The organism is Bacillus sp. FJAT-22090 (genome assembly GCF_007676755.1).
Taxonomy (GTDB): Bacteria; Bacillota; Bacilli; order Bacillales_A; family Planococcaceae; genus Psychrobacillus.
Genome location: NZ_VEBK01000023.1, coordinates 15,265 through 40,824, shown reverse-complemented (window position 1 = coordinate 40,824; position 25,560 = coordinate 15,265). Strand labels below are relative to the sequence as shown.

Genomic DNA, 25,560 nt, shown 5'->3' with positions numbered 1-25,560 from the left:
CTTATTTACCCTGAAAACAATGGTTTTTAACTTTGTTGTCTATCTATTTAACATAGTAGGGACAATGAAAAATCAATATCCCAATTTCTCCACAGTAACTCCCTTAGCCTTGAGTAAATCAGAGTAAAAAGGATCTTTGCCTAGGCAGTAGATGCGGTCGCAACAGGAGGTAATCTCTGTCATATCATGAGACGTATAAATAATCATTTTTCCTTGGTTTTTGGCTAAGCTCACTAAATAGTTTCCAATCTCTTCTTTGGATTTCATATCTATTCCTACGGTTGGCTCGTCCAGTAGGATTAATATAGGATCGTGAATAAGACTAATTGCGAGATTTAGTTTTCTTTTCATCCCACCCGACAGAGATTCTACTGGTTCATCCCATTTGTCTAATTGCATATCGAGACAAAGCTGCTTGCACGCTTCTAATGATCTTCTTTTCCATGATAGCTTTTCAAAGAATAAAAAGTTTTCTGCTACAGTGAATTCCTCCCATAAAGAAATCTCTTGAGGAACGTATCCAATCAGCTTTCGAATATTTTTAATGTCAGTTGCGTAAGACCTCTCTTCTAAGAAAATGTTGCCCCCAGATTGCGATTGTACCGTTGCTAAAATTTCCAATAGAGTTGATTTACCTGCTCCATTCTCTCCTACTAAACCAACAACTTCTCCTGGACTTACTTGGAGATTTACATCCTCTAATATTTTATGCTTATGATATCTTTTTTCTAGTGAATGTACTTGTAGCATGTAGGCTACCTCCTTTAAATAGAACGACTAGTAAAATGACGACGAGAAGACCTAAAAATCCAAAAGCAATTTCTCGATGAATCAATGAATAAACAGGGCTAAATAATTCTATCCAAGGCCATCTTTGCATAATGGAATCGATAGGGATAAAAGCACCCCCACATATGGTTAATAGGAGAGAGACAGCAATAGCACTAATATAGTAAGAAAAGATATTAGTGAAATTCTTGGCAAGTACAACAGCTAACATATTAATCATTACTCGAAAACCGAACAGGGCAAAGAACAGTTGTGTACTTGGAGATACTAGATTCCAGTAATGGAGAACGTACACAGTAATAATATCCATCATGTACAGGAGCACCGTATAAAATAAGAGATTCCAAACAATATAGTTAGTTAACGAAGTCTTTGTGAAGGTCCAACGTACACGGATTAACTTACTATTAGCTTTCACTATCCAATCAAAGATAAATAAAGTAGTAAGTGTTTGGAAAAAAGCCCATATCCCCCAAACGGAAAGTAGGGAGGTGCTTGGATTGATCGTTTCGGAGGGTGTCCATTGAAACGAAAAGTTAGTAGTAATTAGCTGTTTGTTGGCTTGTTTTTCTTTACTTGTATCAACAATTTCTTGCATATCCCATTCTTCACTGGAACCATATTTTTCATAAAGCTCTTTTATTTCAAATGCAGCTTTCATGCGAGTTGCTTCTTCCTGCACATAGGAGCTGATGGACTCTGCAACAGCAAAGTAGGCAAAAGATCTATTAGAAGAGTATGCCTGAAGGAGATGAGACCGACGATTGGACAAAATATCTTCCTCGTATCCTTCTTTAATGACAAATACACTGTCCAGTTCATGTTTTTCCAATTGATCCGTTGCTTCTTGAAGATCTAATTTAGTAACTTGTAAATAATCCGTATCTACTATTCGTTGAACTAACGCATTGGAAAGGTGGGACTCCTCTTCTACAACTAGACCAATGGGAACTTTTGATTCATCTCCCAATTTGTGTAACGTACTAAACGTTAATACTGTCAAAAGGAGCGGTAGTAAGAGCCAGGTCAATAAAGGCTTCCATTCTTTTCGAAGTCTCATCCTTTGTATAGCTAGAATACCTTTCATCATTTCCACCTATCTTTCCATCGGGTAGATATCCACAATAGGATTAGACCTATCAACAATTGAATTCCTAACAACGTAAAGTCCGCATAGTTTCGCCCAACTAGCACAATATCTACAATCCACGTAAAACTTTCAAAGGAAAAGAGAAAGGGAAGTAGTTTTTTTAACAATAAGGGAAAATAAATAGTAGGAACTAATGCTCCACTTGAAACAATTAAGATGAAAACAAAGAAAAACTGAAAGAGTAGTACTGCCTTTTTGGAGCTAATCCATAAGTCTATTAAAGCTAATCCTACTAACACAAGAATTCCGTACAATAAAATGAAGAGAAACAACCGGAAATAATCGAGCATAAATAACTCAACAGCAAAAAACCTCATAATTGGAATAAAAGCGACGCTAGCAAATACGATGCCTACTAGAAGGGAAATGAATATTTGGGAAACAATTGTATGCCAGTGTGTTACACCAAGTAACTTCCAACGAATTCGCAAGGTAATATGCGTATCTTTCCTTAACAATGAATAGCTTCCAAATAACCAGATAGTAAATGCACTAAACCAACCAGCTATCACGTAATAATTCGTAGGGGAAGTTGTTGTTATATTAGTAATGACTTCTTGGTCTAATATTTGACCGCTTCCCAGTGTATATAAAGTAAAATCTATGAATGTATCAAAGAGGAGTTTTTCTAATTCATCTTCTGGGATATATGCATTACTTGCATAATCATAGACGGTGAGTATATTAGCTTGGGCAGAGGAAATATAACGCGTCATACTTTCTGCTAATTCCTTTATAATGAAGCTATCTATCGTTTTGGAAGGGTTACCTACTATCGTTAGCGAAACAGATTTCCCTTTATACAGTTTTTTAGTCATCCCATTTGGGAACAGTATGTACGCACTTATTTCATTGTTTTCTATTTTACGATTTGCAGTCTCTTTTGACATGGGACTAATTTCGATGCCTTCTTCTTTATCTATGGAAAGTGACATAAATTCCAGTAACATATTCGTTTCTTCTGTTTGGTCTTCATCCACTAATGCAATGGAGATAGGTGCCTGTGCTGATGGTATAAAAAGGGAGACTACAATTCCAAGTATGGAGGCTAACAGAAAAATAGGAAAAAGAAAAAGCAGAAGAAGTGATTTCCACTTCTTCTGAATACTCTTACCATATTGAGTCGTAAAGAAGGCAATCTTTTTCAAAGCGATCAAGATGCACTCACTCATTTCTATAAATTAGATGTTGCCTAGTATAATTCTTGCTCTAACTGTTCGGTTATGCTCATTCCCCAACGTTCCAACTCCGGGTAAATATCTTCCATCATTAGTTGTTGTAGGGCTTCCGCATCCATCGTTCCGATATTCACCATTTTCTCTGATTTGGATGGTAGATTTACTTTTTTAATAATTTTACTAGCTTGCTTCATATTTATAATAGCATTCGATCTGTTATCTAATTGAATTGAGAATTCATGATTTGCTTTCATAGAATCTTTTTTATAGGCAGAGTTTCCACTCCATGCAAACTCCATTGGTTGATATTCATCTTCCACTATAAATGTACGTTCAAATGTGCGATCGTCACCAGTTACTTTTTCTTCTCCGTTATAGACAATGCCAACCTTGTTATCGTCTAATAACGAGATTTTATCTTTATAAGTACCATCCTTTGATGTAGTAAGATCTCCTGTAAAATGCAATGGATCATTGTCCATGCTAATTGTATAATCCCAGTTTTGTGCGGAATCCTCTAGTGACTGTGTACCAATAATTTTCAATGCTCCAGCGTCTGCTATTTCCATATTAAACTCTCTTTTAACGATTAAATCAGCATTATGCCAGATAGTAGAGTTAATACCGGCTGGAAGGTCGATTTTATCTACTGAGGTAATAAGATTTTCCATTACTTCATCAAATTTAAAAGTCTCATCTGTCATACTAGTAGCAGTGAATTGTTCGAATGAGCTTTCCAAATATTCCTCAACCATTGCTTTAAATTTTGGGTCTTTCTTTGCTTTTTCAAGTACATCCGTTAAAATCTTTTTCACTTGGGTTTCGGTAAGTGACATTGTTACTTTTTCTGTTTTAGTAGATTTCCCATTTACCTCAATTGTTTCATCTGTTGCGGTAAATGATTCTTCTGGCAAAGATTCATACAGATACATCAAGTATTCTTTTTTCAAATACTCTCTGTTTTCTTCGGATAGCATACTATCTTTACCAAGGAAATTCTCTAACCCGAGCTTTTCGCTGCCAGAGTAACTTGGATCAAAGGTACGCATTAAATTTCCGTAATCTTTATCTTTTAATTGCAGTAGTTGATCATAAAAAGGAAGCTCTAAAATGATTTCTTCCGTCGTGATATATCCTTTAATAGGATCAACATCCACTCCAAGAATTGTTGCATTGATCTCGGTTTCTACTTCTTGCTTATTTGGGTCAGTTGCCATGCGTAAAGCTAAATTAGAATTATTAAGTACTTGTTCTATTTGGGGATTAGTATCTCCCGAATATTCTCCTGAAAACTCATATGTATTATCAGTAGTAGATGTCGTACTTTTCTTTGCCCAATCCATCTCATTTGCATAGCGAGTTTCAATCAGGTCTTGGAAATGTTGAATCGTTTTAACTTCCGAATAAAAATATTGTTCCTTCGGAGTTTTCTTCGCCAGATAAAAAGCAGATGCTCCTCCGGCTAGAACAAAAAGAGAAATAATTGCAATAATCCATGTTCTTTTCTTCATCGTATCTTCCTTTCAATTCCACATATGTAAGTAATTAATGTATTTTCTTTGTTTTGCATCATATGTGTATAATTAAAATTATAGCAGATAAAATATTCCAAAGAACTTTTTTCCATAAAAAAACTTAAATAATGGCAATTTAAATTAATTTTGGTAAAAAAGTTGTGGATTTTAATAAGAAAAAGGTCCTTGAAAAAAGATTGGAAGTTTCCAAATATCCCTGTATAAGACGCAGTTCTAAAACAAGTGGGCTGTTTCCCTGTGTGAGAAACAATTCAGAATACTATCGAAGTTGAGTCTTACACAGGGACGTCAGTGGGAAGGCTCCTTTACGTATAGTCAATTCAATAGTAAGATTGAATAGTTGTAAAATATAGAACAATATTTTTTAGCGACTTACCCACAAAAGAGGAGGAGAAAAATGAGCAAACGTATACTAAAGCAAACAACGGCAGCAGTATTGCTAACTACTTCAGTTTTATCGTTTTCATCAGTGGCATTAGGGGCAACTTCGGTTGAGCAATCCGTAGACAAGGTGAAGACCGAGTTAGGCAAAGCAACAACTCATTATATCAATCCATCACTAAATGGGAAACTTGTACCAAGCAGTGCATTATCACCCGTTTTAAACAGCGCGAAGAAAAATTATCAACTGACTAGAAGTGAGGTATTAGCCTCAAATCTAACTTCTGCGCAAAAGAATACGAAGCTAAAAGAAATGGATGCCCTATACACCGAAAAAGTTACGAATGGATTAATACCATATATCGATGCTTATACATATGCGTCCAACTATTTAACACCAATTATGGATGACATTAAAGCGGCAGAGGCAAAAAAAGATCTAGCTGCTATCGAAAAAGCATATCACCAATTATCGTATCAATTAAAAGATAGAACCGCGATTTTATATCGCTTCTCTGGCAAAGCTGCAAGGGATTTACTATTAGAAGAATACAAGAAACCAGCTGATGCAAAACGCAATGAACTAATGGTGCCAGTTACTATTTACATGAAAATTGTAGCGATTAACGACTTATTGGCTAATGGAAAAAAAGTAGAAGCTCTATCTGAATTTGCTCAGGTTGAAAGCTTGTTAGATCGTTTACCTAGTGCTTCATCCAATACATATTTAGAGACTTTGTTAAACGAAGTTGCTAAAGTGAGAGAAGTAGTGAGTCAAGCTGCACCATCAGAACAACAAGTATTAGACGCAAAAATCGCAAGTTTAGTAACTGAACTGAATAAGACTCAAAGTGACACCGCCACTTTTTCAACAACTGTTTCTAATTCAGTAACTATTACGGTAAAAGAAGATTTAGCGATTGCAAAGTTTTTAGGAACAGGATTCTACCCGACTTTTCTTACACAATTAGGGGTTACGAAAGTAAATGGTTCCAAACCCACTTCAATGGAAGCTATAAAGTATATAGCATCTACATTTCCGGCAGGAGCAGATTCACTTGCGGATTTAAAGGGGAAAACAGCTACATTTCAAATTACTGTTAAAGGTGATTCGGAATTAAAGGTAAACTTTACTCTAAACTTTCAATAGATCAGAATTTTATTTACTCTATTCTAACGCAAGACAATAAGAATCAAACTTTCTAGTATTTTCATAATAGGGAGTTTGTGATCACTCCTTAATTTCTTAATTAAGGAGTCTTTTTATGGAACAAAGCTAAAAACAATTCAGATCCTTATACTGGGATAAAATTTGTCATTACAAATCATCTCAGCATTTGAAGTACCCTTTCTCTTACCGAACATTTATAATTAAAAAAGAGGATGTATCCACTAAGAAAGAAGGGAACAAATTGACTTCGATTAATGAACAACTTTATGAATACCTAATAGATAATTCAAGAAATATTACGGAACGATGGTTTGCAGAAAAAAACAATTTTACTGGGGCTTTTTATTCCAATAATCCGAACCCGCAAATAGATAAAATTTTAATGGAGCAACATGCCCTAACGATCAAGACTGTTGCCTCTGCATTTTTAGAGGAAAAGGGATCCCTAAATGAACAGCTAGTATTATGGGCGGAGACGGTAGCTAAAAGTAGAATTGAAAATAATACCCCGATACATGAGGTCATTGAAGCGCTGAATAAAACCCGTGAAACAATATGGGGATATGTAGATCTTTTTGCAAAAGAACACGATGAGTTGGTGACAAAAACAAATATTATTAAATGGAGTATATTATATAATACGGTTTTTGATAAACTTGTATATCATTTTTCTGAAAGATATTATAAACTTTCCCATAATCGAATGACTGCCCAACAAACTTTGATAAATGAATTGAGTACGCCAGTTATACCCATTTTAGAAAAGGTAGGAGTTCTTCCAATTGTTGGCGATATCGATACAAATCGAGCAAAATCATTGCTCCAGGAAGTGCCGCAAAAATGTTCTGTCCTTGGCATAGAGCAACTTTTTATTGATATATCGGCGGTCTCTATAATGGATACGATGGTTGCCAATGAAATGTTTCAATTAATGGAGATTCTGAACTTACTAGGAATCGAAACTTTTATGTCGGGTATCCGTCCAGAAATAGCGCAGACTTCTATTCAGTTAGGACTGGATTTTAGTAATATTCCTACATTTAGTTCTTTGAAGCAAGCATTATTCATGACTGGTGTCTATAAAAATATATAAAAGAATAAAGAAAATGCACCTCAAGTGTTTAACACGAGGTGCATTTTTTCTTGTCTCTGAAGATTATGCCTTTAGAAAATCGGCATCTAGATAACGAGGATTTGGGTATTTGTAAAAACCTTCTCCCGAACCCTGTCCTGTTTTTCCTTGGTCAAGGAATTCTGTTTTTAGTTTTTCAACAATTGGTTGCTTAGAAGGATCGACTTGTGCCTCGGCTTGAACAATATTGTACGCCGTTTGAATGCCAACAACATCCAGAATTGCAAAAGGTCCCATCGGAGCACCAGTTGCAATCATCCATGTTTTATCGATTGTTTCTGGATCAGCAACTCCCGTAGCCCATAATGTTTGTCCCGCACTTAAAAATGGAACTAATAGAGAGTTTAAAATATATCCAGGCTGTTCTTTTTTAACGTGCAGTGGAATCATGCCGATTGATTTTGCGAATTCAATTACTTGTAGAGCGATATTTTCATCGGTGCCTGCATGTCCCATTACTTCTGCTGTATTGTTTTTCCAAATTTCATTAGCAAAATGGAGAGCTAAGAATTTAGCGGGACGACCAGTATATTCTGCAAATTGACTTGGCACCATCGTAGATGAGTTTGATGCAAAAATTGTATTGGCAGGCGCAACTTTTGCAAGTTCCGTATAAAAGTTCTTTTTAATATCCACAATTTCAGGAATAGCTTCTATTATTAAATCCGCATTTTGTACAGCCTCCGCTAAGCTTGAGCTAAAAGTAAAGCGCGCCATTGCTTCCTCTGCTTTTTGTGAGTCTTCAAAAAAGGTTGCATACACATCTTTTAAACTAGTAAGACGCTCTTTAGCTTTTATCAGCACTTCCTCATTAATATCATAAACACTTACATTGTAACCATGGAATGCTGTTTGGAACGCGATTTGGCTTCCCAACACGCCACTTCCTGCGACCGTGATGTTTTTAAAATGCATTTTATTTCGCTCCTTTGTTTGTATTTCTTCTGTCAAAAGTAATATTACACCTGCATAATTTCAAGTCAACTATTTGGATTTGACTGATACTTAAAGTTGTTTTTCACCGTGTCAAAAGAAGAGTGCGGCGAAAGTCTAAAAGACTATTTTGAGAATTACAAGTTTATTTGTAGGGGAAAGGGGAAAAGGGAGTCGTAATAATTCGGAAAACGATTAAGACGGGAGAAAAGTTTGTTGTGTAAGTTTTTTACATAGAGAACAGGGGGGATAGAATGATTGAGCTCCGTGATGTTCGTAAGCATTATCGCTCAGCTAGTGGAAAGACAGAGATATTGCGTGGAGTGGATTTGCTAGTAGAAAAGGGAGAGTATGTTGCGATTATGGGGAAATCGGGGTCTGGCAAAAGTACAATGTTAAATTTACTTGGTACGCTAGATCTATTGGACAACGGTACTTATGAGCTGGCAGGAAAGCCTGTAGAAAAGATGAGTAAAAGTCGTCGTTCGAGACTCCGAAATGAAGAAATTGGTTTTGTATTTCAGCATTTTCAACTAATCCCGAACTTGTCAGTATATCAAAATGTATTGCTCCCATTAACTTATGGTCGAAAACGTTTAAGAAGAAAAAAAGCTCGTGTGCTTGCTCTATTGGAGGAAATGGGACTTTTACATAAGAAAAATCAAAAACCTAATAGATTATCTGGCGGAGAAAAACAACGGGTTGCCATTGCAAGGGCTCTTGTAAATGAGCCGGGACTAATATTGGCTGACGAGCCAACGGGAAGCTTAGATGAAGAAACATCGGAAAATATTTTAAGCATATTTGACCGCATGCACAAACAAGGAGCAACAATTATTGTTATTACACATGATATAGAAGTGGCAGAGCGGGCGGATCGCATTCTACACTTACAAAATGGGGTGCTAGTATGAGGCTTTTAACCGCATTTAAACTCGCTTGCTTCGGTTTATGGTCAAACCGATTCCGCATCTTGTCTGCGATGATGGGCATAGTAATCGGTATGTTCGCAGTCATTGTGCTAACGGCGATTGCCATTGGGGTAAAAGACACGCTAATGAAACAAATGGGTAGTTTGGGAGCGGAGCAAATTTTAGTGCTCCCTGGTCGAGTGTTAGATACAGCAGACGGACAAAAAGACATACTGAGAGGTTTGACGAGTGTACCTAGTACACTAACCTATGAAGATGCAAAAGCAATAGGGGATGTTCCGAATGTCAAATCAGTTACTCCTCATCTTGAAACTGTAAACTTTACTAAGTATGAAGATAAACAAGTACAATCTGTTTTGGTTGGTACAACGGATCAATATATCCGTATTCAACACGCCAGCCTTTCTGAGGGACGTTTTTTTACAAAAGAAGAACAGACAGCGAAAGCAAAAGTTATTATACTAGGCAATAATATTCACGATGCACTACTTGGAGATCAGGAAGAAGCGATAGAAAACGAAGATGGAAATACTAAAGAGGTAGAACCGAAACCATTTTGGAAACGAGCATTAGATAGATTGCTCGGAGGGAGTGCTTCAGCACAAGAGTTATCGTCATTGGTCGGAAAAACAGTGACGATCAACGATGAATCGTTTGAAGTAATCGGCGTACTCGCACCAAATGCAACCCTAGGGTCGAGTACGGATAATAATGTCATCATGCCAATCGAAACAGCATTAACGACGACAGATATGAAAAATTTAACGAAAATGGTAGTGGAAGCTTCTAATATGGAAGCAGTAGATATAGTGGATGGAGAGGTATTTAACGCTATAAGGGCTCAGCATTCTGATATTGACTTTAGTGTAGTGAAGCAGGAACAGATGCTTGGTGCTCTTGGTAAGGTAACCTCTATTTTGCAGATGATGCTATTTGGAATTACCGTAACGGCACTTTTGATCAGTGGAACTGGTATTATGAACGTGATGGTAATGTCTGTAAGGGAACGTACGAGGGAAATCGGTATTCGAAAAGCGCTAGGTGCCACTACATTTGAAATAATGGGTCAGTTTTTCTTTGAAACCCTGCTTCTTTGTTTGATTGGTGGGATAGTCGGAATGGGACTGGGATACGCATTTATTGAAGTGTGGAACAACAACATAGAAATATTTACACTCGTACTACCGATATGGGCAGTAAAGCTTGCTTTGTATACGTCCTTTGGAATTGGCAGCCTATTTGGTATTTACCCCGCTTTGAAAGCAGCAAGGATGAATCCGAGTGAAGCGCTACGTTTTGAATAAGATATGACCTTGTGTCAGATGCAATTTTACTTGTATCTGACACTTACATATTTGGCTCTAGTCTAGCTTGCTGAAGAAGTTTTGCAAATTCTTTCGCAGGCAGGGGCTTAGAGAACAAGTATCCTTGAATCGTGTTGCAATTATACTTTTGGAGTGCCTTAAGTTGTTCCATTGTTTCTACACCTTCTGCAATCACATCCATCTTCAACTGATGTGATAACTGGATAATCATATTTACGATAAAATTTGAATCCTCTTCATGTGAACCACTTAAATCACGAATAAAGGAGCGATCGATTTTTAGGATATCTAACTTACCTTTAAAGCGATTTAAATAAGAAAGAGAGGAGTACCCAGTACCAAAGTCGTCCAATGCAATTTTAACTCCCAAATCTCTCAACCCATCTAACACAGAAAAAACCACTTCTTCATTTTCTAACAGAGACGTTTCTGTTATTTCAATTTCCAAGTACCCGGCCTCCAGATTTGTTTCTTTCAATGTTTTTTCTATATTCGAGATTAAATCTCTGTCTAAAAAACGGGAAGCAGATAAATTAATCGAAAGAGGAATCATCGGAAGTTTCGCTACTTGCCATGCTTTGTTTTGCGTACATGCCTCGTGTTTCACCCATCTTCCTATCTCATTTATAAACCCCGTCTTTTCTGCCAACGGAATAAATTCGTTGGGCGAAATTATACCCCATATCGGATGATTCCATCGAATAAGAGCCTCCGCACCAATAATTTGGTTTGTTTTTGCATAAATCTTTGGTTGATAATACAATTCTAATTGGTTTTGCTCGATTGCATAGGGAAGACTAGACTCCAATGATAGAGATTTAGATAATGGGAGGGAATGGTTGATATTAGTGCTTTGTCCAAGCGTTGATGGGTTATTCTGACGAAGAGTAGGTTTAGTTTCCATGTTATTTCTCCTTATATGTTTTAGTCTGGAGCCTTATACATTGAAATTCTAGTTGATCTATTTTTTATAAAAGATAGATCAACTAGCTTTCTTTAAGTGGGAAATATGTTTTTCTTGAACTATTTGAAAAATCTAATAAAATTAATAGATGAATGGTAAATCTAAAGCTTTAACTGTACCTTCTACATTAGGCTGAACTGTCTGATTACCTAAATTTGTGTAAAGAACTACAGATAAAACGAAAAGAACAACTAATACCTTTTTTAATTTTTTCATTGTTTATACCTTCCTTTTTCATAATAATATGAGGTGATTTTTTTGGAAATGAAATACCTTGGCCTAGAAATTAGTAAGCTTAGAACTGAACTGGGCATGTCCCAAAATGAACTTGCCAAAAATATTTGTACACAGTCGACGATTAGTCGAATTGAAGCAGGAGAAGTTTATCCAGCAATAGATACTTTATTAAAAATCGCTTTAAAGTTACAAGTCCCTATCGAATATTTTATTGAAATGTTATTTCATAAAAATGTGTTTGAAAGTGAAAGCTTAATTAAAAAAATAGAATTTCACTTGAAAGTGCATAATTATAAAGAAGTTATTGCAATCATAAATAGAAATGAAAAGGATTCAGAAAATATTTGGTTGAACCTTTATTTAGAATACTTATTACATACAGCTCACTATGAATTAAAAATTATCTCTGCCGAAGAATGCATAACAAACTTGAAAAGGATATTGAACTTTTCCAATCAAACTACTATCCAGTTTCGTTTTTTACACATCAAAATTAATAATGCAATTGCAAATATCTACGGCGCGAATGGCGAGAGCCAAAAAAGCTTATATTACTACAATAAAATCTTAAAAGAACATTTAAATAAAAGTTATAGTGATTCAAAAATTTATGAAACGCTTATTACTGTGTTATTTAATAAATGTAAAGTTCAGTATGAATTAAATGATATTGATGCCGCACTTGAAACAGCCAATCAAGGTATACAAAAATCGAAAGAGACATGCTTTTTCATTTTAGCTGGACAATTTTTGTACTATAAAGGGCAATGCTTGGAAAAGAAAAATGCTCCTTTTAAAAATATCCAAGAAGTTTACATGCAAGCTTTGTTTATTTTTGAATTCCTTGAACTTCCTTTTTACATTAACGCGATACAAGAAAATAAAAAACAGTACTTAAAACAGTTTTGATAGGGTTTTCGATTAGTATAAATTCTCTATTGCTAAATTACTTTATCCTTCCTTTCATTCGCATCCAGATGGATGTAACTATGACTAAAATACTTAGAGAAAATCTTCTTTAAATACTTTGTACATATAAAATATACTAAAATACTACCAACTAATCTGTAGGTTATGCACAAATGGATAATTAAATCAAAATAAGGGATGGGAATAGCATATTTAAAAAGAAAGGGTGGTTCTCCTGTTGTATCCTTTGCTTATTTTTTCGTTGAGTGTTTGGATATTAATTGCAACCACTACTTCAGACGCCTATGTTTTTTGGTATGAACAAGTTGTACAGTTTAGTTTTGAGGCATCCCCTAATTTCATGGATTTACTTATTACGAGTGATATCGAGTTAACAAGTCAATTTTATATTATACAAAAGACGGGTCACATGCTTACCTTTGCTTTATTGTACTCATTATATTTTTATTGGTGGAAGAGAGCAGGTATTGCGTTTTTAGTCACTAGTCTGTTTGCTATTTTTACCGAGATTCTCCAATTATACTTTAATCGCAATGGCAGATTGTTTGATGTGGGGATAGATTTGGTTGGAATTATTATTGCTTATTATTTATGTGGTTTTGTTACTAGAGAGATTGGACATAGAAAGAGGAGGTCCTGATTCGTGTGTTACAGGTAGAGGACCAGTTTCAAGGATTACATGCTGCCAGGACGGTGGCAAAGTAGCCGACATTCGGTCTATACGGCTCTAAATTCCATGAATCTTTCTTTTTGGCAAAGTCATAATGGCAAGCAAATTGATTTTCTAGACTTTCTGTGTTTGCCCATTTCTCATTGTTTGAGTAAGTTGTGAATATTTTATCCCAAGCATCTATTTTTTTCACGTTTGCAATAGCAAGATTATCTGTGAGAGTAAGGGATGACTTAGGGATTAAGCTAAGCGTATCTATTCCACTTCTATTGATAAACGCGGTGTCCGAAAAGTAGTTGGAAAGTGTGGAGGCAGTAATTTCTACATGGACTAGAACAGGTTCTGAAATACTATTTGGTTCTATATTTACTAGCAGGGTATTGTTATCTTTTATTTTTGATGTAATACTTCCATTTTTTTTAACGTCTTCTATAAAAAATATTCCAGTAGACTTATGATTTTTGTTATAAATATTTCCTGCGTTATGCGTTTTCTTCAATGCGTCCTCATAAAGTGAAATAGACTCTTCATGCTGAAATTTAAAGGAAAGTTCCATGATCGAGCTATAAAGCGATGTGCTAAAAGAGATAGATTTTTTATCATTTGATAATTGATAGATAGCATTTGGTTGTTCAGATACTTTTGCTGAAGTAATTTCTGGAGCACTGATACCTATTTGAACCCCTTCTTCTGTAGGTATATACGATGTTATTTCAGTGGCACTAACTAACGAAGCTTGAGAGTACCCTGCGGTTAGAAGGCAAAGAAGCCCAATTATACTTTTTTTATATCGATTAATGACATTTTCTCCTTTGATGTTTATTTACATAAAGTGCTCTTTCTAATTTATTAATAAATGTCAGAATCGGTGTCAGAAAGTAGCGGAACAGATTTTTAAAAAATTTTATAAAAAGATGTTTATCTATTTTTAAGCGGGGTATATAAATAGTACAAGGCGGAACTACCGAAGGAAAGGACTGGTAAACTATGAGTTTACAAGGAACTCCAAAGGATGATTTGCACAGCCTTGGCGGAAAATTTGCTTTACTGGCGAAAGGCACTCTCGTCGGGAACCGATATATTTAGGTTCTGATCCAGCGTGATTTACTGCAAGTGTAAGAAAAGTTTTTTGTGGAAGTGCACCTTGATGTCTGATGGTTTCATATCAGACGAAGTGAACTGCACTGACGAGATGTATGATTAAATTGTCAGTAACGGTTAACGAAGCAATATGAACAAATTTTCCGAGTGTATTCCCATTTAGGGGAAAGAAGAAAGCGTAGTCCTTTTAGGATTGCGCTTTTTTCCTGTCTGTTTTGTGTTTGTTTAAAAAATGAATTGGATTGGGTAAGCTATATTTAGTTTGGAGGTTTGCTGATGAACGTTTTAATCGAATGGATTTATAGGACACCAAAGGGTGTGGAAACAACTTTTCGCTCGGAAGAGATGGCGGCCACTCAAGCTGTATTGGTTGGAGAGGACTTGGAGAAAACAGGTCGAGCAAAAAGTATAATTTTCATTGATCGTTTCGATAGTTCCTGGACGCTAAAAGAGTTGAAGGGGTATTTGAAAGGAATCGAAACTGAGCCGCATAATGTAACTGTCTATTTTGATGGCGGTTTTGACCGCGCAACTTACAACTCTGGCCTAGGCTGTGTTATTTATTATGAGCAGAGTGGAAAGTCATTCAGACTAAGACGGAATGCATTCGCAACTGGTCTTGTGTCGAATAATGAAGCTGAATATGCCTCGTTCTATTTGGGTTTGCAGGAGCTTGAACTGCTAGGAGTTCATCATCTACCGGTACGTTTCGTTGGTGATTCCCAGGTTGTTATTAACCATTTGAATGAAGAATGGCCAGTGGTCGAGAAGGATCTTTCTAGTTGGGCAGACAGGATCGAAGCGAAGATGAACGACTTAGGCATTCAGCCGGAGTATGAATTGGTACCTAGGAAAGCAAATGCTGAAGCGGATCGATTGGCTACGCAGGCATTGAATGGAATTGAGATTACCGGGACTAGTGAGATGAATAAAAACTAGAAGAGTAAGTAATAAATAGTTCCGAAAACCCAAAAAACTAGAGGAGATGCAGGAGACAACTTTTGCACCAACTCTAGTTTTTTTAAAAGCAACGTTATGATTAATTGTAACTGTATGTTGATTTGTATTTCCATTTATCTGTTAACGTATAAAATATATCTACATTAAAAACTCTTTGTGTGTCACTTTGGGATATTCGAGACCCTCTTAATAATGGGGTTCCTTTTGTAACTTGTAACTGCTCACTCAAAAATTCATCTGCAATAACAGCTTCAATTGTATCTTCCGCTGTTATCAATCGAATACTAGTTTGCTCTACTAATAGTTGCTGAATAGAACTAAAGTGAAGGTTTTCCTCGAATATACTATAAGGTATATCTATACTAATATAATGCTCCATATAAAAGATAGGTTTTTCGTCTAAGTATCTTATTCTTTGTAAATAAATTACATCATTTGATGTTGTATTGAAAAGCGATGAATACTCACTAGAGTGTTTTATTTGTAAATCGATAGTTTTAGCAGATATTTTACCCCATTCTAAATTATAACTTTCTCTAAAGCCACTCATATTAATCCAATCCTCTTGAGGTTTGCGATCCGCTACTATAGATCCTTTTCCTTGCTGTTTATATATATATCCGTCGTTTTCAAGTTGTTTCAAGGCCTGTCTAATTGGAGTTCGACTTACTGCGAATAACTTTTCCATTTCACTTTCGGAGGGTAAAACATCCCCACTTAAATACTTATTTAAATTAATATCTTCAATTATTGCTTCGTATATCCTTTGATGAGCGGATATCTTTCTCATAAACATCACTCCATTATTAAAATTTTCTAAAAATATTGACTTATCGTATTTTAACTTGTTATTATAAGTATCATAAGTTGTCAAACTTATAATATCATATACAAGGGGAGAATAAAATTATGTTCGAAAACATTTTATGCAATCTTGAGGACGGTATTTTTACAATCACAATTAACAGAGAAAATACTTACAATTCTTTAAGTACTAATACAAAAGTTGAAATCGCACAAGCTTTTCAAAATGCTGATTTGGATAAAGATACGAAGGTAATTATTATTACGGGAGCTGGAAGTAAATCATTCTGCTCTGGTCAAGATTTGTCAGAAAGCCAAGAATTAAATGAAGAAGAGGCAGAAAATTGGATCAATGAATTTGATAATTTATATAGAGTCATTCGCAAAGTAAAAAAACCTATTATTGCTGCTGTAAATGGCTTTGCAACTGGTTCTGGATTGCAACTCGCTTTGTTGGCAGATATTCGTATTTCCTCTGATACAGCTAAATACGGAATGACAGAAGTAAATGTAGGATTACCTTGTGTCATTGGAAGTACAATGTTTTGGGAAGTCATGGGTAAATCTAGAACTATTGATTTAATATTAACAGGACGTCTATTAGAAGCAATAGAAGCAGAACGCTATGGGCTAATTACAAGAATTGTACCAGCCGCTGATTTAACAAATGCTAGTAGAAATTTAGCGAAAGAATTAGCAGATAAACCACCAACTGCAATTGCAATTAATAAACGTAGATTCAATCAGTTAAGTGAACATGAGTTTAATACTTGTATGAATTATGCTGTGGAAGCACACACAATTGGTTATAGTTCAGGGGAACCGCAAGCTAAGATGATTGAATTCTTTGAAAAAAGAAAAGTGAAACAGGGGTCTTAAAATATGAAATTATTTGAATATGAAGGTAAGCAACTTTTGCGTAAATACGGAATACCCGTCCCAGAAGGCTTTTTAAGTAAAGAATTACCTGTTGATATTCAATATCCTTTAATAGCTAAGGTTCAAGTTCTTACTGGTGGGAGAGGAAAATTAGGTGGTATCGTTAAAGTCGATGAACCATCTCAATATGAAAATACAGTTGATAAATTACAATCTATGACTCTAAAAGGGGAAAATGTGGCTGAAGTGTATATGGAGACACCAGTGGATTTTGAAAGTGAAATCTATGTTTCTCTATCAATAGATAGAAACCGCAAAATACCGGTACTATTAATAAGCAAATTTGGCGGAGTGGATATCGAAGTAGTAAATAAAGAAAATCTTTTATTGCTTCCGATTAATCCATTAATAGGATTGCAACCATATATGTTAAAACAGGCGGCGCTATTCACTGGATTGAATGATTCAAAACTGTCGGACCTTTTAACTAAAGTATGGAAAGTATTCAAAGAGCGAGAAGCGAGCTTAGTGGAAATTAATCCGTTGTTTTTAATGTCGAATGGTGATTTTATAGCAGGTGATGCTAAAATTATACTAGACAATGAGGTAAACGTGTCTGATCTCAGATTGTTGGAAAGAAGTATGAATGAGTTCGAAGGAAAGTGTCTTGCACTAAATACTGTAGGTGTCTTATTAGAAGGAGATACGGCAGTAATTACTAGTGGTGCAGGACTAGGGATGGCTACTTTTGATATGCTGAGTGAAAGTGGGCATGATATTCTCGCTTTGGTCGATTTAGGAGGCCATGTCATTCATGATGAAATTGGGGCACAAGGATTATTAGGTGAGTTAAAGAAGCTTAAACCCCGTCGTTATTTTTTCAACTTCTATTTTCAGGTTGCTAGCTGTAGTGTTTTAGCTAATGCAATAGCAAAAGAACTAGGAAATGAGCAAGCAGAAATAGTTATACGTATGAACGGAAGGGATTATGAAAGTGCTCGCAAGGTTTTGGAACAATATAACAATATTTTAGTAACTAAATCTTTACCTGAAGCTAAAAAACTACTGGACATAAAGGTAGGTTAAAACCAATGGCGATAATTGTAGATTCTAATTCAAAAGTAATTATCCAAGGTATTACAGGAAAAGTTGGTCAATCTTTCGCTGAACGTATGCTATTTTATAACACTCCGTTAGTGGGTGGTGTTACGCCAGGAAAAGAAGGACAGGTTGTTTTTGGAGTTCCCGTATATGACAGTGTACAGAAAGCAGTGAATCTTACGGGGGCAGACACGTCATTTATCAGTGTGCAGCCTAAATTAGTTAAACAAGCAGTTTTGGAGGCTGTGGATGCGGGCATAAAAGTAATCGTTATATACTCAGAAGGAGTTCCTGTACACGATAGTATGGAATTTGTTCAATATGCGAAACTTCATGGAACGATGGTTTTTGGACCAAATTCCGCAGGGGTCGTTACAGCTGGCATGACTAATATAAGTGATATACATGATTCCATTCTAAAACCTGGGAATATAGGTATTGTTTCAAGAAGTGGAACTTTGACCTATGAGGTTATCGAAATGTTGAAAGAAAATGGATTAGGAACAAGCACTGTAGCTTGTTTAGGTGGCGATCCTGTGGTTGGTATGCAACATGCAGACGTATTAAGGTTATTTGAAAATGATCCAGATACTAAAGCTGTTGTGTATGTTGGTGAAATTGGTGGAAATGATGAGCTTGAATCCGCTTCAGTTATCAAGCAAATGACTAAACCAGTCTTTTCTTTTATAGCTGGAATGTATGCCCCTCAAGATAAGCGAATGGGACATGCCGGCGCGATTATTAGTAATGAGAGCGAGACTGCTAGTAAGAAACAAGAAATTTTAAAATCAGCAGGAGCAATTACTTTGAATCTAATTACGGATTTAGAGCAGGTAGCAACTAAACTAAGCGTCTCAAGTTCTTAATATAAATATCCAATTGTTTCTCGGGAATTATCAGTGTAGTGCAACAACTTAAATTATTGGCTACCAATCTTAAGGAAATGAATTATCTATAGAACTTTCATGATTGGTAGTCCTTAATTTATTCAGCCTATAAAAATATAGACAGATATAAGAAAAGGGGGGTATGCTATGCGTGAATTACGAGGGAAGATAATAATTTTAATTGCTTTGTGGGCATCTGTTACTGTTTTTTTTCACGTTTATACTGCTGTTTTTGGAACCCTAGAACCTAGACTACAACGTTCTGTACATGTTTTACTATTGTTGCCATTAGTATTTTTAGTGTTTCCTGCTAATAAGAAAAATTCTAGTACCAATCCTAGTATACTAGATTGGATATTTTCTGTAATATCTCTTTTTCCAAGTCTATACTTAATTTTAAATAATGAGAGGATATCTAATAGAATTGAGCAAGTAACAGAATTAACAACGGCTGAGTTTATTTTAGGCTTATCATTAATCGTGCTTGTTATCGAAGCTAGTAGACGAGCAGTCTCTTTATCCTTTGCTATTGTAGTTAGCGTATTGCTTAGTTACTTATTTATCGGACCTTTTTTACCTGGTTCATTTACAACACGTTCACTAGGATTAGAACGTATTGTCGAGATCATGTATTTGTCTTCTCATGATGGCATATATGGATTTCTTACTGGTATTTCTAGTAACATTATCTTTATATTTATTATTTTTGCAGCCATTATGGTTTATTCTGGCGTAGGAAATTTCTTTATGGATGTTTCCGTTTTACTCGCTGGTCGTTATAGAGGGGGACCTGCAAAAATCACTGTTTTTTCAAGTGCGTTATTTGGAAGTATAAGTGGAAGCTCTGTATCCGATATTTATGCAACTGGAAGTTTCTCCATTCCTTTAATGAAGAAAATAGGCTATTCACCAGTAAAAGCTGGTGCAATTGAAGCGGTATCAAGTGCCGGAGGGCCGATGTTACCACCAGTCATGGGGGCAGGGGCATTTATTATGGCTGAAATGACGGCTACTCCATATACAGAAATCATAAAGATGGCAATTTTAGCAGCATTGATCTATTACATAGGTGTGCTCGCTATGGTCCATTTTGAAGCTGTTTCTATGAATTTAAAGCCTTCTACAGATAAATCTACTACTGTTAAGTCAGTATTAATCCAGTTACCTTATATAATTCCATTTGTCGTATTGATCTATTTCTTATTTAATGGAGCCTCACCTTCAAATAGTGCTGCGTATGGTTTAGTTTCGATGCTGATACTATGGTCCTTGACAAAGGTGAATAGATTGAATTTTAAAAAGTTAATAGAAAGTTTTATATATGCAGTTCAAATGGGTACAGTTATTATTTCTGCTTTGGCAGGAGCCAGTATCATTGTAACAGTAATAAACCAGTCTGGACTAGCCTTGACTCTTGGAGGAATAATTACACAGTTTTCGATGGGTTATATGTGGTTAGCTCTTATTCTTGTAATGATTGCTACAATTATATTGGGTGCTGGTATCCCTACAACTGCGGCATATGTAATTACAGCAACAGTTTCAGCTACAGCGCTTACCGGATTTGGTATTGAGCTGACGACAGTACATTTATTTATTTTTTACTTTGCCATTTTAGCGGATATTACTCCTCCAGTAGGTGTAACAGCTTTTTCAGCCGCTAATGTTGCTAACTCTCCACCTATGAAAACCGCTTTATATTCTGTGAAGTATGCTTTCGCTGGTTTTTTAGTACCTTTTATTTTCGTTTATAATCCCGCATTACTATTAAAAGATGGATTTACTTTTTGGGAAAGTGCTTGGATATTCCTAATTGCAGCTTTAAGTGTTATTGCATTGGCCTCCAGTATTATCGGGGTATTCTTCGTAAAATTATCTATGCCATTAAGGTTACTAACCGCATTTGTTGCTTTAGTTAGTATCACACCAAATGTATACGTAAGTGTATTTAGCATCGTTTTACTTATTTGTATATTCATCTTCAACTTCTTGAAAAGTAAGAGAGAGTCAAGTCTGGAACTTAAAGAAAGTAGTTTAATAAAAGCGTAATCTTGGAAGGGGGAGCAAGGATGAAAAGTAAATTATTAATCTTAATACTTTTTGTGTTTTCGGTTATTTTGACTGCATGTAATAGTGAAAGTGCAGAGTCTAGTGGAGGCAAGAGTTTGACATGGGCGTCGGGTGCACAAGGCGGCGGATGGTATACGATGGCTGGGGGGATTAGTTCTCTAATTAAAGAGAAAGATGGGATTAATATTAGTACTATTCCTGGAGGTTCGCTCCAAAATATGCCTTTTATATCTAAAAATGAGGCTCAATTAGCTTGGATGCAGCCTCCATTTATCAAAGCTGGTATTGAGGGCACTGAGCCTTTTGATAAGAAATATGATAAAGTATCGATTATTGGTAACGGCTTTGGAACGAATCATTTCCATTTTGTAATCAATGAAAAGTCACCCTTTAATTCGATTGATGAAGTATTTGAAGATTTGAAAAATGTAAGTATTGCAGTAACACCTGTAAATAATTCAGATGAGTGGGTGTTTAGAAAAGTTTTGGAGTTTTATAATACCGACTATGATGGTATTAAAGCTGCTGGAGGGAAAATTATTCATGGTAGCTATCAGGAACAAACAGATGCATTAAGGAATGGAAATATCGATTCTGTCTTTTCTCAACTGTCTTTACCAGCTGCTTCCATTACTGAAGCTGCAGTAAGTAAAAAAATTAAAATTTTACCTATGTCTGAAGAGCTAATCTCCTATTTAGAACAATTTGGTTTGGACAAAAATACTATTCCAGCCGGTACTTACAAAGACGTGGTAAATGGTGATGAGGAAATCCAAACTGCCTCTATGGGAAATGTATTAACAGTAAATAGCGACTTAGATGAGGAAACTGTTTATAAAATTACTAAAACTATTAATGAAAATACTGATAAGTTAATCAATATTCATGCTTCCCTATCCGTTTATGATCCACAAAATGCTCTTTCCAATCTTACAGCTCCATTACACCCTGGTGCTGAAAAGTATTATAAAGAGAAAGGTTACTTAAAATGATTACACCTAGTCTATCGACAGCTAATTAATACTGTTGATAGGCTTTTTTTCGGTTTCTATTATTTATTTTTATTCTAAAATAAAGTTGTATCTATGAAAGAGAAAAGCTAGTATTAAAACAAATCTCAGTTCAGTTTTTAGAATTGATCTGGTTATACATGCATAGTATAGGATGGATGAAGGAGGAAATAAAGTTGAGGAAAATATTATCGTTTGTCTTAGTTGTTACACTTGTTGTCTTCAGTGTGGGCATTTCTACAGCACAGGCACAGGATAGGAAAATCGATTATGTAGCGTTGGGGGATTCGTTGGCATCGGGACACACGCCGTATGGAGAGAAGGTTGGTAGGGGGTTCACCGATATTATTAGTGAAGAGCTCGCCAAGAAAGATAGATTAGCATCTTTTACAAAAGATTATGCGATGTCCGGTGAAACTAGTGCTGGTTTGTTGGAAACATTAAAACGGTCCGAGGTTCAGCAATCTTTAAAAGGGGCAGAGCTTGTGACGATCATTAGTGGTGCCAACGACTTTATAGATGAGATGTATAACCCCTTGGATGAAAGTATTAACACAGATTTGACGAAAGCTACTACATTGTTAAATAAGGTGGAGGGCAATTTGACTTCCGCTATTCAGCAAGTAAAGTCATTAAGTCCAGAAGCAGACATTTATTTATTTGGTTACTTTTTTCCATTGCCACATTTAGAAGACGGGTCATCTAAACAACAGTTGCAACTTGCTTTTAACATCATGAATAACCGGTTAGCGACAATTGCCAAAAGTGAAGGGATACATTTTGTGGAAGTAGCATCTGCTTTTGATAAAAAGGGAGCTTCTTTTTTGGAAAATCCAAAAGATATTCACCCTAATGAAGCAGGTTATCAAGTTTTGGCAGAACAATTTTTTCTAAATTACACGATTCCCGTGAATGGTTCTTTTCCAAGCTTGACTGGCACTTGGGACAAGCAATTTGATAAAGCCCACCCTGTTGCATCTAATAAAGTATGGACAGTTACGTTAAATAAGAATGCGAATCCAACAAGTGTTGCAGGAGCAATTTATGTAGTGAAAAATGGATCCGAGCTTATTCCTGTGGAAAAAGCAGTTGCAAAAGATAATCCACGTCAAATTATCGTGACACCACCTAAACAAGGTTATAAGAAGGGTTCTTATCAGTTAATGATAACGAATGATTTAGTTGATACGGAAGGAAATTCGCTTAAGACAAAAGTATTAATGAACTTTAAAGTCAAATAAACTCATCTAGGGGGAAAATTTTTGAAGAAAAAACTATTGAAAAGTACGGTAGTAGCAGCATTATTATCAAGTTCTATTTTAGTATTCGCACCTAATGTTTTTGCGACATCAGACAATGTGGTGGACCAATCTATTCATTCATTGAAGATTGAATTGCATAAAGCAGCTACGCAATATATAAATCCATCATTAGAAGGAAAGCTTGCATCAAGCGGTTCATTGAATATTACTTTAAATAATGCAAAGAAAAGTTATGAAACTACTAGAAATTCAATCGTTTTATCTAAGCTATCTGTCAAAGAAAAAGAAAGTAAATTGAATGAGATTGACGTTTTATATCAAGAGAAAATTACTAAAGGTTTAGTTTCTTATATTGATGCGTATAACTATGCGACGAAGTATTTAGATCCTATTTTAACTGAAATTAGAGAAGCAGAAGAAAGAGCTGATTTTGCGGCAGTGGAAAAAGGTTACCATAAGTTATCTTATCAATTAAAGGATAGAACGGCTATTTTATATCGTTTCTCGGGTAAAGCAGCACGGGATTTATTGTTAGAGAAGTATAAAAAACCTGCCGATGTAAAACGTGATGAACTAATGTTACCCGTAACGATTTACATGAAATTAGCTATAATTACCGATCTATATAATGCAGGTAAAAAGGATAAAGCTTTACAAGCCTTCGAAGAAATCACAACTTTGGTAGATAGCTTATCGAAAGCTGGTCCAAATATGTATACTGCGGTATTATTAGAGGAAGTAGAGCAGGTAAGAGCATTAGTAGATCCTCTATTACACGCATTATCGGATCGGAAAGTGGAAGCTCTAGTGGATGCGCTCAATGCGTCGCAAGGTAAATATCTAACAGCTTCATCTACAGCAGCAAATTCTTTAGTGCTTACTATTAAGGAAGACATTAGTATTGTAGAGTTTTTAGGACAAGGATTTTATACCCCGTTTATTAGTAACTTAGGAATATCAAAGGTTAATGGCAAAGATCCACTATCTGTGGCAGCGATTGCAGATTTGAAAAAAGTCTTCCCTTCGGAAGTGAAAACATTGGCTGATTTGAAGGGAAAAACAATCACTCTTCCTTTAACCATAAATAACGGAACTGAAATGGACATTAATTTTGCGATAACATTTCAATAGAATTGCAGGAGGTAAATCATGTTTGCAAAAATATTTAAAGCAAGTTTCCTACTAATACTCACCGTAACATTTGCAATTTCAAGCGTAGTATCTGCGGATGCTGCCACTTCTAAAGTAATGTGGGGAAAAACGGAGCTTAAAATTGGGCAAATTGGCAAAGTAACCATTCTAAAGGATACACTGCTGATGAAGATTGAAAACGATGGATCACTGACAACTTTGCGAACCTTGAAAAAGGGAGAAGAATACCGTGTATACAGCTATAAAGGACAGCAGAATGGCCTTTATGGTTTAGGAGGAAGCGGGTTCGTTCAAAAAAGTAACGCTATTCGTTACGAGACCCCTTCTAAAACAAAGTTAGCGCTTTTGCAGAAAACTACGGAAACTGACGATGTGCAAGTTATAGGGATTGAGTAAATAGATTATTATAAACAGAAGAAAGCAGCTGAGTTTTTTCCTCAGCTGCTTTCTTCTAATTTTCAGCGTTATGGTCTGTATTTTGTTGTTTCGCTGGTGATTGGTTATTAGCATCATGTAAAGATTCTGCTTTTTTAGGAAGTTTTTTCTGTTGGGATTTAGGAAATGCATTTTTAGCTTCCGATTTAGAATCTGGTTCTTGCACTTTTTCATTGAAATATTGAACACTTGTCATTGCGCCTTCTTCGACCATACGATTATCGTCTGGATCATGAGGATCTGAGAATCCGGCTTTGTTCATTTGAGTAGGCTTATGTTTTTTAGTATCAGCATAGGATGCCATTTTTGTTTTTGTATTTTTTAATGTTGTCTTTACTTGTTCTCTATTTTCTAATTTAGTGAAATATGCATAAGATAAAGCGGCAATTCCTCCGACTAATAAGGCATATTTAGTTTTATTTAACATCATTATCACTCCCTCGATGAATTGTTATAATAATACCCTTTTTTCATAATCACCAAACATGCAAGGGGAAGTTTTACTGCAAGGAACTTTTTTATAAAGTTTAAAATAGTGTTATTGGTGGCTGGATCCAGTAACAAAAGGGCGA

General features: G+C 35.6%; 25 protein-coding genes. 15 read left to right on the top strand and 10 right to left on the bottom strand.

Translation table 11 applies throughout. The annotated features are described in order from the left end of the window. Nucleotides 1-72: 72 nt before the first annotated feature. The 4 genes from FS486_RS18940 to FS486_RS18925 are packed head-to-tail and all read right to left on the bottom strand — an operon-like array spanning nt 73 to nt 4,628. Nucleotides 73-750, bottom strand: coding sequence for an ABC transporter ATP-binding protein (locus tag FS486_RS18940; RefSeq protein ID WP_144513864.1), 678 nt, complete (start codon nt 748-750; stop codon nt 73-75). Then, on the bottom strand, nt 713-1,876 hold the full coding sequence (locus FS486_RS18935; RefSeq protein ID WP_186321523.1) for an ABC transporter permease: 1,164 nt from the start codon (nt 1,874-1,876) through the stop codon (nt 713-715). Before FS486_RS18935 ends, FS486_RS18940 begins: the two co-directional genes overlap by 38 nt. Further along, nucleotides 1,876-3,096: an ABC transporter permease gene (locus tag FS486_RS18930; RefSeq protein ID WP_186321522.1), complete on the bottom strand. Its 1,221-nt coding sequence runs from the start codon at nt 3,094-3,096 to the stop codon at nt 1,876-1,878. Before FS486_RS18930 ends, FS486_RS18935 begins: the two co-directional genes overlap by 1 nt. Nucleotides 3,097-3,131: 35 nt before the next feature. Then, nucleotides 3,132-4,628, bottom strand: coding sequence for a DUF6583 family protein (locus FS486_RS18925; RefSeq protein WP_144513858.1), 1,497 nt, complete (start codon nt 4,626-4,628; stop codon nt 3,132-3,134). Nucleotides 4,629-5,049: 421 nt separating this feature from the next. Between FS486_RS18925 and FS486_RS18920 the strand changes: the two genes are divergently transcribed. Then, nucleotides 5,050-6,183, top strand: coding sequence for a hypothetical protein (locus tag FS486_RS18920; RefSeq protein ID WP_144513856.1), 1,134 nt, complete (start codon nt 5,050-5,052; stop codon nt 6,181-6,183). A gap of 262 nt (nt 6,184-6,445) precedes the next feature. Continuing rightward, nucleotides 6,446-7,297 (top strand): STAS domain-containing protein, encoded by an 852-nt coding sequence (locus FS486_RS18915; RefSeq protein WP_144513854.1) that lies wholly within the window; start codon nt 6,446-6,448, stop codon nt 7,295-7,297. 63 nt (nt 7,298-7,360) lie between these two features. Here the strand turns inward: FS486_RS18915 and FS486_RS18910 are convergent, their stop codons facing one another. Further along, entirely contained in the window at nt 7,361-8,251 is an 891-nt protein-coding gene (locus tag FS486_RS18910) for a 3-hydroxyacyl-CoA dehydrogenase (RefSeq protein WP_144513852.1), read from the bottom strand. A 272-nt stretch (nt 8,252-8,523) separates the two neighbouring features. Here FS486_RS18910 and FS486_RS18905 point away from each other — a divergent pair, with 272 nt between their 5' ends. Further along, nucleotides 8,524-9,183: an ABC transporter ATP-binding protein gene (locus FS486_RS18905; RefSeq protein WP_144513849.1), complete on the top strand. Its 660-nt coding sequence runs from the start codon at nt 8,524-8,526 to the stop codon at nt 9,181-9,183. Then, a complete protein-coding gene (locus tag FS486_RS18900; protein ID WP_144513847.1) occupies nt 9,180-10,505 on the top strand; it encodes an ABC transporter permease in 1,326 nt (441 codons plus the stop codon). Before FS486_RS18905 ends, FS486_RS18900 begins: the two co-directional genes overlap by 4 nt. 43 nt (nt 10,506-10,548) lie before the next feature. Here the strand turns inward: FS486_RS18900 and FS486_RS18895 are convergent, their stop codons facing one another. Beyond that, the gene (locus tag FS486_RS18895) at nt 10,549-11,430 is read right to left on the bottom strand and encodes a putative bifunctional diguanylate cyclase/phosphodiesterase (protein WP_144513845.1); all 882 of its coding nucleotides are present in this window, start codon (nt 11,428-11,430) and stop codon (nt 10,549-10,551) included. Nucleotides 11,431-11,571: 141 nt separating this feature from the next. Then, nucleotides 11,572-11,706: a hypothetical protein gene (locus tag FS486_RS20515; RefSeq protein WP_260858167.1), complete on the bottom strand. Its 135-nt coding sequence runs from the start codon at nt 11,704-11,706 to the stop codon at nt 11,572-11,574. Nucleotides 11,707-11,754: 48 nt separating this feature from the next. Between FS486_RS20515 and FS486_RS18890 the strand changes: the two genes are divergently transcribed. Both FS486_RS18890 and FS486_RS18885 read left to right on the top strand, forming a co-directional pair. After that, nucleotides 11,755-12,636 carry a helix-turn-helix domain-containing protein gene (locus FS486_RS18890; protein WP_260858168.1) on the top strand — a complete coding sequence of 294 codons (882 nt, stop codon included), beginning with the start codon at nt 11,755-11,757 and terminating at the stop codon, nt 12,634-12,636. 238 nt (nt 12,637-12,874) lie between these two features. Continuing rightward, a complete protein-coding gene (locus FS486_RS18885; RefSeq protein WP_260858166.1) occupies nt 12,875-13,297 on the top strand; it encodes a VanZ family protein in 423 nt (140 codons plus the stop codon). Nucleotides 13,298-13,325: 28 nt separating this feature from the next. On the opposite strand, the gene FS486_RS18880 is transcribed toward FS486_RS18885, so the two are convergent. Further along, complete coding sequence (locus tag FS486_RS18880) at nt 13,326-13,826, bottom strand: DUF2599 domain-containing protein (RefSeq protein ID WP_186321521.1); 501 nt, start codon at nt 13,824-13,826, stop codon at nt 13,326-13,328. 878 nt (nt 13,827-14,704) lie between these two features. Between FS486_RS18880 and FS486_RS18875 the strand changes: the two genes are divergently transcribed. Then, entirely contained in the window at nt 14,705-15,367 is a 663-nt protein-coding gene (locus FS486_RS18875; RefSeq protein ID WP_144513836.1) for a reverse transcriptase-like protein, read from the top strand. Nucleotides 15,368-15,467: 100 nt separating this feature from the next. Here FS486_RS18875 and FS486_RS18870 read toward each other — a convergent pair whose 3' ends face one another. Next, nucleotides 15,468-16,178 carry a GntR family transcriptional regulator gene (locus FS486_RS18870; protein ID WP_186321520.1) on the bottom strand — a complete coding sequence of 237 codons (711 nt, stop codon included), beginning with the start codon at nt 16,176-16,178 and terminating at the stop codon, nt 15,468-15,470. A gap of 119 nt (nt 16,179-16,297) precedes the next feature. Here FS486_RS18870 and FS486_RS18865 point away from each other — a divergent pair, with 119 nt between their 5' ends. From FS486_RS18865 to FS486_RS18830, 8 genes are all read left to right on the top strand, one after another. Continuing rightward, nucleotides 16,298-17,071, top strand: coding sequence for an enoyl-CoA hydratase/isomerase family protein (locus tag FS486_RS18865; protein WP_144513832.1), 774 nt, complete (start codon nt 16,298-16,300; stop codon nt 17,069-17,071). A gap of 3 nt (nt 17,072-17,074) precedes the next feature. Continuing rightward, complete coding sequence (locus tag FS486_RS18860; RefSeq protein WP_144513830.1) at nt 17,075-18,157, top strand: ATP-grasp domain-containing protein; 1,083 nt, start codon at nt 17,075-17,077, stop codon at nt 18,155-18,157. Between the two features lie 5 nt (nt 18,158-18,162). Further along, nucleotides 18,163-19,038, top strand: a complete 876-nt coding sequence (sucD, locus tag FS486_RS18855) for a succinate--CoA ligase subunit alpha (RefSeq protein ID WP_144513828.1) — start codon at nt 18,163-18,165, stop codon at nt 19,036-19,038. Between the two features lie 168 nt (nt 19,039-19,206). Further along, nucleotides 19,207-21,108 (top strand): TRAP transporter permease, encoded by a 1,902-nt coding sequence (locus FS486_RS18850; protein WP_144513826.1) that lies wholly within the window; start codon nt 19,207-19,209, stop codon nt 21,106-21,108. Between the two features lie 20 nt (nt 21,109-21,128). Continuing rightward, nucleotides 21,129-22,121 carry a TAXI family TRAP transporter solute-binding subunit gene (locus FS486_RS18845; protein WP_144513824.1) on the top strand — a complete coding sequence of 331 codons (993 nt, stop codon included), beginning with the start codon at nt 21,129-21,131 and terminating at the stop codon, nt 22,119-22,121. Between the two features lie 194 nt (nt 22,122-22,315). Further along, complete coding sequence (locus FS486_RS18840) at nt 22,316-23,380, top strand: GDSL-type esterase/lipase family protein (protein ID WP_186321519.1); 1,065 nt, start codon at nt 22,316-22,318, stop codon at nt 23,378-23,380. Nucleotides 23,381-23,401: 21 nt separating this feature from the next. Continuing rightward, on the top strand, nt 23,402-24,532 hold the full coding sequence (locus FS486_RS18835) for a hypothetical protein (protein WP_144513821.1): 1,131 nt from the start codon (nt 23,402-23,404) through the stop codon (nt 24,530-24,532). A gap of 18 nt (nt 24,533-24,550) precedes the next feature. Further along, a complete protein-coding gene (locus FS486_RS18830) occupies nt 24,551-24,949 on the top strand; it encodes a hypothetical protein (RefSeq protein ID WP_144513819.1) in 399 nt (132 codons plus the stop codon). A 55-nt stretch (nt 24,950-25,004) separates the two neighbouring features. Here FS486_RS18830 and FS486_RS18825 read toward each other — a convergent pair whose 3' ends face one another. Next, entirely contained in the window at nt 25,005-25,415 is a 411-nt protein-coding gene (locus FS486_RS18825; RefSeq protein WP_144513869.1) for a hypothetical protein, read from the bottom strand. Nucleotides 25,416-25,560: the final 145 nt, after the last annotated feature.

Bases quoted from the DNA above. Each gene is read 5' to 3' on its own strand.
- FS486_RS18940 (WP_144513864.1), bottom strand. From the start codon at position 750: ATGCTACAAGTACATTCACTAGAAAAAAGATATCATAAGCATAAAATA.
- FS486_RS18935 (WP_186321523.1), bottom strand. From the start codon at position 1,876: ATGAAAGGTATTCTAGCTATACAAAGGATGAGACTTCGAAAAGAATGG.
- FS486_RS18925 (WP_144513858.1), bottom strand. From the start codon at position 4,628: ATGAAGAAAAGAACATGGATTATTGCAATTATTTCTCTTTTTGTTCTA.
- FS486_RS18920 (WP_144513856.1), top strand. From the start codon at position 5,050: ATGAGCAAACGTATACTAAAGCAAACAACGGCAGCAGTATTGCTAACT.
- FS486_RS18910 (WP_144513852.1), bottom strand. From the start codon at position 8,251: ATGCATTTTAAAAACATCACGGTCGCAGGAAGTGGCGTGTTGGGAAGC.
- FS486_RS18905 (WP_144513849.1), top strand. From the start codon at position 8,524: ATGATTGAGCTCCGTGATGTTCGTAAGCATTATCGCTCAGCTAGTGGA.
- FS486_RS18900 (WP_144513847.1), top strand. From the start codon at position 9,180: ATGAGGCTTTTAACCGCATTTAAACTCGCTTGCTTCGGTTTATGGTCA.
- FS486_RS18895 (WP_144513845.1), bottom strand. From the start codon at position 11,430: ATGGAAACTAAACCTACTCTTCGTCAGAATAACCCATCAACGCTTGGA.
- FS486_RS20515 (WP_260858167.1), bottom strand. From the start codon at position 11,706: ATGAAAAAATTAAAAAAGGTATTAGTTGTTCTTTTCGTTTTATCTGTA.
- FS486_RS18890 (WP_260858168.1), top strand. From the start codon at position 11,755: ATGAAATACCTTGGCCTAGAAATTAGTAAGCTTAGAACTGAACTGGGC.
- FS486_RS18875 (WP_144513836.1), top strand. From the start codon at position 14,705: ATGAACGTTTTAATCGAATGGATTTATAGGACACCAAAGGGTGTGGAA.
- FS486_RS18870 (WP_186321520.1), bottom strand. From the start codon at position 16,178: ATGAGAAAGATATCCGCTCATCAAAGGATATACGAAGCAATAATTGAA.
- FS486_RS18865 (WP_144513832.1), top strand. From the start codon at position 16,298: ATGTTCGAAAACATTTTATGCAATCTTGAGGACGGTATTTTTACAATC.
- FS486_RS18860 (WP_144513830.1), top strand. From the start codon at position 17,075: ATGAAATTATTTGAATATGAAGGTAAGCAACTTTTGCGTAAATACGGA.
- sucD (WP_144513828.1), top strand. From the start codon at position 18,163: ATGGCGATAATTGTAGATTCTAATTCAAAAGTAATTATCCAAGGTATT.
- FS486_RS18850 (WP_144513826.1), top strand. From the start codon at position 19,207: ATGCGTGAATTACGAGGGAAGATAATAATTTTAATTGCTTTGTGGGCA.
- FS486_RS18845 (WP_144513824.1), top strand. From the start codon at position 21,129: ATGAAAAGTAAATTATTAATCTTAATACTTTTTGTGTTTTCGGTTATT.
- FS486_RS18830 (WP_144513819.1), top strand. From the start codon at position 24,551: ATGTTTGCAAAAATATTTAAAGCAAGTTTCCTACTAATACTCACCGTA.
- FS486_RS18825 (WP_144513869.1), bottom strand. From the start codon at position 25,415: ATGTTAAATAAAACTAAATATGCCTTATTAGTCGGAGGAATTGCCGCT.